Annotated in this window: 10 protein-coding genes; 4 read left to right on the forward strand and 6 right to left on the reverse strand. The window is 64.3% G+C overall.

Annotation, left to right across the window (positions count from 1 at the left end):
- Both VN004_RS11605 and VN004_RS11610 read right to left on the reverse strand, forming a co-directional pair.
- Window positions 1–1785, reverse strand: a 1785-nt coding sequence (locus VN004_RS11605; RefSeq protein WP_325610113.1) for a caspase family protein, incomplete at its 3' end; no start/stop codon positions are given.
- A gap of 197 nt (window positions 1786–1982) precedes the next feature.
- On the reverse strand, window positions 1983–2594 hold the full coding sequence (locus tag VN004_RS11610; protein WP_325610116.1) for a glutathione S-transferase: 612 nt from the start codon (window positions 2592–2594) through the stop codon (window positions 1983–1985).
- A 100-nt stretch (window positions 2595–2694) separates the two neighbouring features.
- Here VN004_RS11610 and VN004_RS11615 point away from each other — a divergent pair, with 100 nt between their 5' ends.
- From VN004_RS11615 to VN004_RS11625, 3 genes are read left to right on the forward strand one after another with little or no spacing between them, the layout of a single operon-like run.
- Window positions 2695–4266, forward strand: coding sequence for a HAMP domain-containing sensor histidine kinase (locus VN004_RS11615; protein WP_325610118.1), 1572 nt, complete (start codon window positions 2695–2697; stop codon window positions 4264–4266).
- 57 nt (window positions 4267–4323) lie between these two features.
- Entirely contained in the window at window positions 4324–4533 is a 210-nt protein-coding gene (locus tag VN004_RS11620; RefSeq protein ID WP_325610121.1) for a DUF1289 domain-containing protein, read from the forward strand.
- 4 nt (window positions 4534–4537) lie between these two features.
- Window positions 4538–5239 carry a TIGR02281 family clan AA aspartic protease gene (locus VN004_RS11625; RefSeq protein ID WP_325610122.1) on the forward strand — a complete coding sequence of 234 codons (702 nt, stop codon included), beginning with the start codon at window positions 4538–4540 and terminating at the stop codon, window positions 5237–5239.
- Window positions 5240–5248: 9 nt separating this feature from the next.
- Here VN004_RS11625 and VN004_RS11630 read toward each other — a convergent pair whose 3' ends face one another.
- The 4 genes from VN004_RS11630 to VN004_RS11645 all read right to left on the reverse strand — a co-directional run bounded on the left by VN004_RS11630 (window position 5249) and on the right by VN004_RS11645 (window position 8578).
- Window positions 5249–5572 carry an MmcQ/YjbR family DNA-binding protein gene (locus tag VN004_RS11630; protein WP_325610124.1) on the reverse strand — a complete coding sequence of 108 codons (324 nt, stop codon included), beginning with the start codon at window positions 5570–5572 and terminating at the stop codon, window positions 5249–5251.
- Window positions 5573–5602: 30 nt separating this feature from the next.
- On the reverse strand, window positions 5603–6433 hold the full coding sequence (locus VN004_RS11635) for a sulfite exporter TauE/SafE family protein (RefSeq protein ID WP_325610126.1): 831 nt from the start codon (window positions 6431–6433) through the stop codon (window positions 5603–5605).
- 40 nt (window positions 6434–6473) lie between these two features.
- Window positions 6474–7490 carry a tRNA dihydrouridine(20/20a) synthase DusA gene (dusA, locus tag VN004_RS11640; RefSeq protein WP_325610128.1) on the reverse strand — a complete coding sequence of 339 codons (1017 nt, stop codon included), beginning with the start codon at window positions 7488–7490 and terminating at the stop codon, window positions 6474–6476.
- 122 nt (window positions 7491–7612) lie between these two features.
- Window positions 7613–8578 (reverse strand): tripartite tricarboxylate transporter substrate binding protein, encoded by a 966-nt coding sequence (locus VN004_RS11645; protein ID WP_325610129.1) that lies wholly within the window; start codon window positions 8576–8578, stop codon window positions 7613–7615.
- Between the two features lie 151 nt (window positions 8579–8729).
- Here VN004_RS11645 and pepN point away from each other — a divergent pair, with 151 nt between their 5' ends.
- On the forward strand, window positions 8730–11369 hold the full coding sequence (pepN, locus tag VN004_RS11650; RefSeq protein ID WP_325610131.1) for an aminopeptidase N: 2640 nt from the start codon (window positions 8730–8732) through the stop codon (window positions 11367–11369).
- Window positions 11370–11511 lie beyond the last annotated feature (142 nt).

An 11511-nucleotide genomic window follows, 5' to 3' on the forward strand; every position in this document is an offset into this window, starting at 1 on the left:
CGGCCGCTGGATCTGCGGGCGGTTGTTGATCTGGTTGATGACCGGACGACCAGCATTCGGATTGATGCCAGCATTCTGGTTGATCACCGGGCGACCGCCGTTCGGGTTGATGCCAGTGTTCTGGTTGAGCACCGGACGGCCGCCATTCTGGTTACCGTTCTGGTTGACGCCGCTATTCTGGTTCAGCACCGGACGACCGCCATTCGGGTTGATGCCACCATTCTGGTTGAGAACCGGACGGCCGCCATTCTGGTTACCGTTCTGGTTGACGCTGCCATTCTGGTTCAGCACCGGGCGACCGCCGTTGGGGTTGATGCCAGCGTTCTGGTTGAGCACCGGGCGGCCGCCATTCTGGTTACCGTTCTGGTTGAGGCCACCGTTCGGGTTCAGCACCGGACGGCCACCATTGGGGTTGATGCCAGCGTTCTGGTTGAGAACCGGACGGCCACCGTTGTTGTTGCCAAAGCCCGGACGGCCATTGCTGGCATTCCCGAAGTTGATCACCGGCCGATTGCCGTTGCCGAAGCCATCGCGACCGCCCAACCGAATGACGCGGCGACCGTCATTGTTGATGTTGATGCGGATGTTGCTGCCGAAGCGGCCATCGCCAAACCGGCCTTCGCCGCGGCGCGGGAACGCGATGTTGAACTGGCGGGGACGCTCCTGCAGCAGCTGCGCACGGACACCGAGGCCGGTATTGCGGAAGCGGCGCGCGAAGTCGGCGTAATCTTCCGGACGATTGCGGTGGGTGACCACCTGCCAGGCGGCCATCTGCTTGCGGCGATTCAGCACGCGGCGGATGTGATCGGCCAGCGGGTCCTGCGCGTAAACGCGGACGAACTCTTCGTAATATTCTTCCTTGTCTTCGGCGATGACGATGTCATAGGCCTGCCGAACCGGGCGCGACGCGAGCGCGCTGACTTCGACCTTCGCCGGCACCACAGCGGGCGCAGCCGGTTGCTCGGCATTGGCGAAGAACACGAATTCGGTGTTGAGACGCGCGCTGTCCCAAGGAAGCTGCTTCTTGTCGGTGGTGTCGTTGACAAGGAGGCGCACCTTCTTGAACACCTGCTCGACCGGCAGGTTCGGCGTGCGCGCAGTGCGCATGAAAGCCGCCGCGTAGGGGCTGTGCTTGCCGAGGCCGTCGAGCGCGACCGTGCCGGGCGACGTCGAATAGGCGATCAGCGCGCCTTCAGGGGCGTCCACCAGAGCGAACCCGCCGGAATCGTCGGCTGCGGAACCGCCGAACGGATTGTTGCGGCAGGCATCGACCACGACGATACGGGCCTTGGTCTGGGTGGCTTCGAGCGCGGCGACGACATCGGCGAGCTTCACGCCCTGTTCGGCGAGGTCGTCCTCGGCCTGGAACTTCGCATCGATCGGGATCAGATAATTTTCGCCGTCAGCCTGGATGCCGTGACCGGCGTAATAGACCATCGCGACGGTGTTGCTGCCCTTCTCGAGAACGCGGGCCGCGAACTCCTCGACGGTCTGCTTCATGATATCGCGCGTCAGGTCGAAGGCCATTACGACCTCGAACCCGGCCTGGTTCAGCATCTGCGAAACGGCCTGGGCATCGTTTACCGGATTGTTCAGCGGCTGATTGGCCTGGTAGGCCGAGTTGCCGATCACGAGGGCGATCCGGTTTTCCTCTTGCACCGCCTGGGCGAGCTGGAAGCCGCTCGATTGCAACGCCGCGGTCCGCACCTGGGCGGTCACCGGAGTCGAGAGGGCCGCCGTTGCGGCGGCGGCTACCAGGAACGAAGCGAACCCCTTCCGAAACATGACGTCCTCCATGAGCAAAAATTAATGCCTTGGGAGTTCGTCGTAGGGTCCTCGGGGGCGGTTCATGGCGGCCAGGGCGGCGGATGCCCTCGCCTTTCCCCGTTTGTTCAAACATTCGTGTGGTGGCGCGGGCCAAGCCGCCGCCAACGCAGGAGAATGTCAGAGAGATCAGAGACTTAAGCTGATTTTCTTCAGTGTCAGGCCTGCGCGCTCGGCCGTGCCCGAAGCTCGGCATGCCAGCGCCCGACATGGGCGAATTCCGCCGGCACTTCCAGTTTTGCGGCCCGCACGAAGTCCAGCGCCACCACCCCGGTAATGTCCGCGACCGAGTATTTGTCGCCCGCCGCAAACCTTCGATCCGCGAGGGTCTGGTCCAGGATCGCCAGGAATTCGAGCACCCGCGGCTTGTTGGCTTCGCCCCAAGCGGCGACCTGCGGAACCTCGTGCTCCTTCATGCCGGGATGGAGATGGCGGAACACGTGCTGGATCCCGGCCAGGAGATGCAGTTCGATCCGCCGCTGCCACATCTCGATCGTGGCGATCTCGACCGGATCGGTCCCAAACAGCGCGGGCTCCGGCTGAATCGCCTCGAAATACCGGCAAATGGCGATGGATTCGGTGATGATCGTGCCATCATCGAGTTCGAGGGCCGGGACACGCCGCAGCGGGTTGATGGCCGCATAGCTGTCCGACCGGTGCTCCATCGCGCCGAGGTCCACGGCCACGACGGGCACCGAAATCCCCTTCTCGCTGAGAAAAATGCGTACCCGCCGCGGATTGGGGGCGCGCCCGCCGTCATAAAGTCGCACAGCACCCTCCCCAGGTTCGGCCGGATTAAGGAACCGGTTAAGGTTGGCCTTAAGGATTTTGCGCGACTTTGGCCAGATATTTGGAAGGTTTCGGCCGCGCATGACCACGAGTACCGCCAGCGACGCACGCGAAGAGGCCGCCGCCAAGCGGCGGCGCGCGGCGGCGCAGCGCGTGCGGGATGCGCGCGACCGGCTGACCTCGACCAGCGGCACCCGCCCGGCCTTCGACTACGAACTGATGCGCATGTTCGCGCAGAACCGCCTGTCGGCGTCTCTCGTCGTCCTGCTGCTGGTCGCCACCGTCGGCTTCCTGTCGAGCTTGTGGACGGGCGCTGCGACCGCCGGGGTCTGGACCGCGGCTGTGCTGCTGATCCACGCCGTGATGGTCACGAAGTGTCGGCAGTTCCTCGCCACGCCACCGGCGGAGATCAAGATCAAGGCCTGGCGCATCCGCTTCCTGATGCTCGACCTGTTTTTCGGGCTGTCGTGGATGTTCATTCTGGTGCAGCCGCTCGGCGTCGCCGAAGGCACCGGGACCTTCATGCTGTTCGTGATGCTGCTAGTGGTCGCGGTATCGAGCATGCTTGCCTATTCGCTCCCGATCGCCGTATTCGCGGCAACGGTCCCGGTGACCGGCGCCGTCGCGGTCAATTTCCTGTTCGGCGGCACGCTCCACGACTACATCCTCGCCATCATGGCCGTCGCCTCGCAGGGCTATTTCCTGCTGCTTGCGCACCGCCTCTATTCATCCGCGCTGCAGATGCTGCAGGCGCGCGCCGAAAAGGACATGCTGATCGGCGAGCTCGAACAGGCCAAGGCCATTTCCGACGAAGCGCGTCATCGCGCCGAGGCCGCCAATATCTCCAAGTCGCGGTTTCTCGCGCAGATGAGTCACGAGCTGCGCACGCCGCTGAACGCGATCCTCGGCTTCTCGGAAGTGATGAAGAACGAGATTTTCGGCCGGCACACCGTCACGGCCTACAAGGAATATTCCAACGACATCCACGATTCCGGCCAGCACCTCCTCGGCCTCATCAACGAGATCCTCGATCTGTCGCGCATTGAGGCCGGACGCTACGAACTGAACGAAGAGGCGATCTCGCTGTGCGGTGTCGTCGAGGATTGCCATCGCCTGATGAAGATGCGTGCGCGGAACCGCAAGATCACCATCCACGAGATGTTCGAGCCCGATCTGCCGCGGGTCTGGGCCGATGAACGCGCCATGCGCCAGATTTGCCTGAACCTTCTTGCCAACGCGGTGAAATTCACCCCGCAGGGCGGAGAAATCTGGATCAAGGTCGGGTGGACGGCATCGGGCGGACAATATTTCAGCGTGAAGGACACCGGGCCCGGTATTCCGGAAGACGAGATACCGGTGGTGCTGGCCTCGTTCGGGCAAGGATCGAACGCGATCAAGTCCGCCGAACAGGGCGCGGGCCTTGGCCTGCCGATCGCCAAGAGCCTCGTCGATCTGCATGGCGGCACCTTCACTCTGAAGTCGAAATTGCGTGTCGGCACGGAAGTGATCGTCGCGTTGCCGCCCGAGCGGGTGATGGCTGCGCTTGCGCCACTGGCGGAGCCCTCCCCCACGCTGCAGCCGAAAGAGACGCCGCTTCCCATCGTGCCCTTCGACAAACGCGACGGCGCGACCACCAAGGGCGCGGCCGCCTGATCGCATTGCCTTTCGCTTGTTCGCATCTATGTTGCGGAAGGACAGGCCCCTGAACAGATGTCAGCGATCGAAACGCCCTGCCTCAAGATTTGCGTGCTGGAGCCCGGCTCGAAGCTGTGTCGCGGCTGTGGCCGCACCATCGACGAAATCGCCGGCTGGGGCACGATGCCGGGCCACGAACGGCGACGGATCATGGCATTGTTGCCGGATCGAATCGCCGCCATGCGAAACGCCGGCGGTCATGCCAGCCCGGTCCTGAAGGATTGACCCGTTGCGCAGTCGGCTGTTGTGGATTCTGCTGATCGGCCTCGCGCTGGCGCTGATCCTGCTCATCGCAAATCACGATACCGGCACGGTCGGGCCGTTCAGCACCGATGATTTTGCGGCGCTCGCGCGCAAGATCGCGCTCCTGGTGTTTCTGTGCAGCGGCGCGCTCATCATGTTCCGCGAAAGCATCGGCAAAGCCCTTCAGATCGTCGCGATATGGATCGTGATCGGCCTCGCGCTTGCACTCGGCTACACCTATCGCTTCGAGTTGCGCCACGCCTATGACCGCGTCATGGCGGAGATGATGCCGGGCCGCGCGGCGTCGCGCGGGCGCGTGGTCGAGATCGCACGCGGCAATGCGGGAGAATTCGGCATCTCCACGCGCGTCAATGGCGGCACCGTGCCGATGATCCTCGACACCGGTGCGAGCGCCGTGGTGCTGACGCAGGAAGCCGCCAAGGCGGCCGGATTGCCGCTGGAGGTCCTCAATTACAACGTGACGGTGGACACCGCGAACGGCAAGACCCGTGCGGCAGCGGTCACGCTCGACAGCATCGGCGTCGGCGGATTGGTCGAGCGTTCGGTCCCGGCCTTGATCGCGCAACCCGGACAATTGCGCACCAGCCTTCTCGGCATGAGCTTCCTCAATCGGCTGGAAAGCTGGGAAGTGCGCGGCGACAAACTGGTGCTGCGCGGCTATCCCTGAAACGCAGCGCTAGCGTTTCAGCGGCTTCGGCAAGGCGTGCTGCCAGGCCTCTTCCAGCGCCTTGCGTAACTCAGCAACGCTCATCTCCGACAGGATCCCAGTGGTCCAACCCTGACGTCCCCATCCGCCGGCAACCGGCTGAAAGGCGTGCGGCGCCAGCATGCATTTGAATTCCTGCTGGTCCGGCGTGAATTTGAAATTGGCGGTCTTGCCGTCCGCCGCGAGCGTCACGTAGATGCGCTTGACCTTGAACGCCGTGCGATCGAAATGCGGCGCTTCGGTCGTACCCTCGAGCGATCGTGCAAGGCGACGAAGATCTGCGGCATTCGCCATCGGTTGCCGGCTCCAGATGGGGTCATCGCCTTACGGCAGCAGGCTGACGATGAACCGGGTTGAGACAATCCAGAGGAAAATTCCGAACGCAAGCTCCAGATGACGGCGCGACATCGCGTGGGCGATGCGCGCGCCGTAAGGCGCAACAAGAGCGCTGACCGGCGCCATCAGCGCGACGCCGAGGAACGACACGTAACCGAGCGACAACGGCGGCATCAGCGCCTGATGCGGCAGCCCCGCAATCATGAAGCTGACCGTGCCGACCAGCGATATGATGACCCCGACGCCCGCCGAAATGCCGACCGCGGCATGGATCGGTTGTCCGTACAGGCTGAGAACCAGCGTCGATACTGCGCCGCCGCCGACGCCCATCATGGCCGAATAGAAGCCGATGAATAATCCATAGGCCCACATCATCGCGCGTCCTGGCAATGTATCGGCAATGCGCCAACGGTCCTGCGCGAACAGAAATTTCGCTCCAAGCAGAAACGCCATCACCGCGAAAAAGCCCTTGAAGAGTGCGCCGGGGGCGAAGGCCGCGATCGCGCCGCCGATCAGAACCCCTGCGCCGACCGGCACGATCCATGCCGTGAGAATGCCTTTCGGCAGGGTGCCGCGCGCGCGATGCGCGAGATAGGAGCGGATCGAGGTCGGAATGATGATGGCGAGCGAGGTCCCGACGCAAAGCTGCACGCGGATATCTTCGGACACTCCAAGGATGCGGAAGATTTCGTACAGCACCGGAACGATGATCGCGCCACCGCCGACGCCGAAAATGCCGGCAAGCAGTCCTGTCAGCGCACCGCCGATCATGATGGCCAGCGCGAGCCAGGCAAGCTCGCCGGCCGGAATGCCCAACATTCCGATGCTCCGGATAAAGCCGGCGCGGGACGGCCGGCGATCAAGCTGCCGCGGTGTGCGGCATTGAAGCGGCCGTGTCCACCAGATGCGCGAGCGCGTCGCGCAGGACTGCTATGCCGGCATCGGGCTTCACGGCGTGGACCGCGATATGGCGGCGGAACGCACGCGCCCCCGGCACGCTGCGGAACAGCCCGAGCACATGACGCGTCATCGCATGCAGCCGCGTGCCCTCGGCCAGTTCGCGCTCGACATAGGGAAAGAACGCCTCGAGCGCCTGTCTCGGACCGGCGAAGCTGGGGACCGCGCCAAAGAGCTGCGGATCGACCGCGAGCAGTCGCCACGGCTCCTGATACGCCGCGCGCCCCATCATCACGCCATCGACATGCTGCAGATGCGCCTGCGCGGCCTCGACCGAGCCGATCCCGCCATTGATGGAAATATGCAGGTGGGGATGCGCGGCCTTGAGACGGTAGACCCGGTCGTAATCGAGCGGCGGCACATCGCGGTTTTCACGCGGCGACAGACCCTTCAGCCAGGCCTTGCGGGCATGCACGATGAGCGCATCGACGCCGGCGTCCTTCACAGCGGTGGTGATCGCGTCGAGTGCGACTTCGGGGTCCTGGTCGTCGATCCCGATCCGGCACTTCACGGTGACGGGAATGCTGACCGCGCGCTTCATCGCCGCAACGCAATCGCCGACAAGCCGCGGCTCGGCCATCAGGCAGGCGCCGAAGCGGCCGTCCTGAACCCGGTCCGAGGGACAGCCGACATTGAGATTGACCTCGTCATAGCCGAAGTCCTGCGCAATGCGCGCGCTTTCGGCCAGATCGCGGGGGTCCGAACCACCGAGTTGCAGCGCGACCGGATGCTCGTCCGGATCGAAGCGCAGGAGCCGGCGCCGGTCGCCATGCAGTACCGCGCCGGTCGTGATCATCTCGGTATAAAGAAGCGAGTGGCGCGTCAGCAGCCGATGGAACGACCGGCAATGCCGGTCGGTCCAGTCCATCATCGGCGCCACGGAAAAGCGCCGCGCGGCCATCGTCGCTGCGGGATTCATTGCGCTCAGATGGCAAAGAACGCCCGCGAGCGCAACCCGGCACCCCCGCCGATCTCATACGCAAGCGCCGGGCGGGATGTCCCGCCCGGCGCTTGCTTGAACGATAGCGGTGATCGCAAGGCTTATTTCGCCGCGATCCCGGCGTCCTGGAAGATCTTGGTAAAGCGCGCGGTGTCCGACTTGATGGTCTCGTCGAACTGCTTGGGGGTCGAGGTGACGACGACCACGCCGCCCTGCTTGGCCATCCGCTCCTGCAGCGCCTTGTCCTGCAGCATCTCCACGACGTCCTTGTTGATCTTTTCGATGATGGACGCCGGCGTGCCCGCCGGGGCCATCAGGCCGAACCAGGATTCATAGGAGAAATTCGGCAGCCCCGCTTCCTTGAGCGTAGGAACCTCCGGCATCGCCTCGAGTCGCTTGTCGGTGGCAACGCCGAGTGCGCGCACCTTGCCGGACCTGAACAGCTCGAGCGCGGTGTTCGCCGGCGTGAAATACATATGCGCATCGCCGCGCACGACGCTCATATTCGCCTCGGGCGCGCCCTTGTACGGCACATGCACGAGGTCGAGCTTGGTCGCGTCCTTGAACAGGGCGCCGGCGATGAAGGTGGTCGAGCCGAGGCCGGGCGAAGCGAAGTTCAGCTTGCCGGGATTGGCCTTGGCGTGCGCGATGAATTCCTTCAGGTCCTTGGCCGGCAAGTCCGGATTGACAATCAGCACGAGCGGTACCGAGGCGACCGGGGTGATACCGGCAAAGTCCTTCACCGGATCGAATTGCAGCGCCTTGTTGAGCACGCCGGCGACGGTGTGCCCGTTCGAGGTCAGCATCAGCGTGTAGCCGTCCGCCGGACTCTTCGCGACCGACGTCGTCCCGGCAATGCCTGGCCGGTTCTCGACGATGACCTGTTGCTTCCACTTCTCGCCAAGCTTGTCCGCCACCGCGCGCGCGAGGAGATCGGTCGCGCTGCCGGCCGAGAACGGAACCACGATGCGCACGACCTGATTTGGATAGGGTTGCTGCGCGATGGCGCCCGTGCCTGCGACAACTACGGCGGCCGCTGCAAGCAGCGCCGACCAAAGCTTCGTCATGAATTCCTCCCATTTTTGGCCCGGTTTTTCCGGTCGACGATCTTCTATCAGATCACAGAAAATCCGGATATGCAGGTCACGACCATGCAGGCCGCCGACCTCGCAGTCGTGGCGGCTGAAATTTTCGCCAGATGAAGGAATCGCACTGCCCATGCGCACCGAGCAGGCTCGTCCCGTCCGCCTTCAGGATTACCGTCCGCCAGACTGGCTGGTGGAAACGATCCGGCTCGACGTGTCGTTGCATCCGACCGCGACGCGCGTGACGTCCGAATTGCGGTTGCGGCCCAATCCGGCCAATCCGCCCGCGCCGCTGGTTCTCGACGGCGACGGCCTGACACTCGCCGCGGTCCGGCTCGATGGCCAGCCACTGCCCGAGGCCGCCTTCGTCGCAACGCCCGACCGCCTGACCATCGCGCAGCCGCCCCAGGGGCCCTTCACGCTGACGATCGAAACCGTGGTCGATCCGTCGGCCAACACGCAATTGATGGGGCTTTACCGGTCCAACAACACCTATTGCACGCAGTGCGAGGCGGAAGGATTCCGCCGCATCACCTATTTCCCGGATCGCCCCGATGTGATGGCGGTCTATACGACGCGTATCGAGGCCGACAAGGCGCAGGCGCCGGTGCTGCTCTCCAACGGCAACCTCATCGAGAGCGGCGATCTGCCGGGTGGGCGGCACTACGCGGTGTGGCATGACCCGTTTCCGAAGCCGTCCTATCTGTTCGCGATGGTCGGCGGCACGCTCGGCTGCGTGGAAGATCACTTCGTCACCAAGTCCGGGCGCAAGGTCACGCTGCGGATCTATGTCGAGCCCGGCAAGGAGGATCGCTGCGGCTACGCGATGGACGCGCTGAAGCGTTCGATGCGCTGGGACGAGGAAGCCTTCGGTCTCGAATACGATCTCGACATCTTCATGATCGTCGCCGTGTCCGACTTCAACATGGGCGCGATGGAAAACAAGGGGCTGAATGTCTTCAACGACCGCTATGTGCTGGCGACGCCGGACACCGCGGTCGATGGCGACTTCGCCGCGATCGAGGCCATCATCGCCCACGAATATTTCCACAACTGGACCGGCAACCGCATCACCTGCCGCGACTGGTTCCAGCTCTGCCTCAAGGAAGGGCTGACGGTCTATCGCGATCAGGAATTTTCGGCCGACATGCGCTCGCGCGCGGTGGAGCGGATCGGCGATGTCCGCAATCTGCGGGCGCATCAATTCGTGGAAGACGCAGGCCCCCTCGCCCATCCGGTGCGGCCGGAGGTCTATCAGGAGATCAACAACTTCTACACGACCACGATCTATGAAAAGGGCGCCGAGGTCATCCGCATGCTGCGCGTCCTGCTCGGGCGCGAGGCGTTCCGCAAGGGCATGGACCTTTACTTCCAGCGCCACGACGGCGAGGCCGCGACCATCGAGCAATTCGTGCGCTGCTTCGCCGATGCGTCGGGACGCGACCTGTCACAATTCATGCGCTGGTATTCGCAGGCGGGCACGCCGGATGTGGTCGCGGACGGCAGCTACGACAGCACCGCGAAAACCTACACACTGAAACTGTCGCAGTCGCTCGGCCCGACGCCCGGCCAGCCGATCAAGCTGCCGATGGTGATCCCGCTCAGGCTCGGGCTGGTCGGTGCGGACGGCACCGATCTGCCGCTGGTCGTTGCCGGCCGGCCCGCCTCGGATGTCATCATCCTCGATGAGCCGTCACACACCATCGTCTATGAGGGGGTCGTCGAGCGTCCGGCCTTGTCCATCAACCGGGAATTTTCCGCGCCGGTGAAACTGACGGCCAATGTGACCGCCGAGGACCTGCGAAGGCTCGCGGCATACGACACCGATCCGTTCAACCGCTGGCAGGCGGTCCAGACGCTCGCGACGCGGCTCCTTCTGAAGAATGTCGGCCTGTTGCGCGCCGGCCAGGCGGCCGTCACCGACGACGGACTGATCGCCGCCCTCGCCGCGATCCTGAGCGATACGCGGCTGGAGCCCGCCTTCGTCGCGCTGGTGCTCGGGATGCCAACCGAGGCGGACATCGCGCGCGAGGTCGGCCGCGACGTCGATCCGGACGCCAATTTTGCGGCGCGTGCGCATCTGCGCGCTGCCATCGGCGGAGCACTCGCACCCGCGCTCGCTTCGATTTACGAGCGGCTGACCAGCACCGCGCCCTACAGCCCGGACGCCGCAAGCGCCGGACGGCGCGCCCTGCGCAACACCGCGCTCGATCTCATGGCCGCGACCGGCAATCCCGACGCGATTGCGCGCGCCGCCGCGCAATATCGCGGCGCCGACAACATGACCGACCGGATGGCGGCGCTGGCGACGCTGTCGCTTCATGACGGCCCGGAGCGAGCGGAAGCGTTGCAGGACTTCAACCGTCGCTACGAGAAGGACCCGTTGATCATCGATAAGTGGCTCGGGCTGCAAGCCATGATCCCGGAGGCCGGCACGCTCGATCGCGTCAAGGCGCTGATGGCGCATCCCGCCTTCTCCATGAACAATCCGAACCGCGTCAGGGCGCTGATCGGCTCGTTCGCGCATGGTAACGCCACGCAATTCAACCGCGCCGACGGCGCAGGCTACGACTTCGTGGCCGAGGCGGTGCTGGCATTGGACGCCACGAACCCGCAGGTCGCAGCACGGCTTGCGACCGCGTTCCGTTCCTGGCGCGCCCTTGAAAGCAGCCGCCGTAAGAAGGCGGAAGAAGCATTGCGGCGCATCGCCGGTGTCTCCACGCTTTCGGCGGATGTCAGCGACATCGCCAATCGCGCGCTGACGCCCGCCTGATCAAGCGCCCTGCAACGCGCGCATAGGGAGTCATGCTGCGCGCGTTGCATCGCAGCGCGAAATCTTCACGGATGTTAGTAATTTTTTTACGTTCTTGACTCCGCGGACTCTCGACAAATCACCCCGCATCGATTCTTATGAT

The organism is Pseudorhodoplanes sp., assembly GCF_035565855.1.
In the GTDB taxonomy this organism is placed as follows: Bacteria; Pseudomonadota; Alphaproteobacteria; order Rhizobiales; family Xanthobacteraceae; genus Pseudorhodoplanes.

Excerpts from the sequence above, each read along its gene's own strand:
- VN004_RS11615 (WP_325610118.1), top strand. The coding sequence starts at position 2,695 with ATGACCACGAGTACCGCCAGCGACGCACGCGAAGAGGCCGCCGCCAAG.
- VN004_RS11620 (WP_325610121.1), top strand. The coding sequence starts at position 4,324 with ATGTCAGCGATCGAAACGCCCTGCCTCAAGATTTGCGTGCTGGAGCCC.
- VN004_RS11630 (WP_325610124.1), bottom strand. The coding sequence starts at position 5,572 with ATGGCGAATGCCGCAGATCTTCGTCGCCTTGCACGATCGCTCGAGGGT.
- VN004_RS11635 (WP_325610126.1), bottom strand. The coding sequence starts at position 6,433 with ATGTTGGGCATTCCGGCCGGCGAGCTTGCCTGGCTCGCGCTGGCCATC.
- dusA (WP_325610128.1), bottom strand. The coding sequence starts at position 7,490 with ATGAATCCCGCAGCGACGATGGCCGCGCGGCGCTTTTCCGTGGCGCCG.
- VN004_RS11645 (WP_325610129.1), bottom strand. The coding sequence starts at position 8,578 with ATGACGAAGCTTTGGTCGGCGCTGCTTGCAGCGGCCGCCGTAGTTGTC.
- pepN (WP_325610131.1), top strand. The coding sequence starts at position 8,730 with ATGCGCACCGAGCAGGCTCGTCCCGTCCGCCTTCAGGATTACCGTCCG.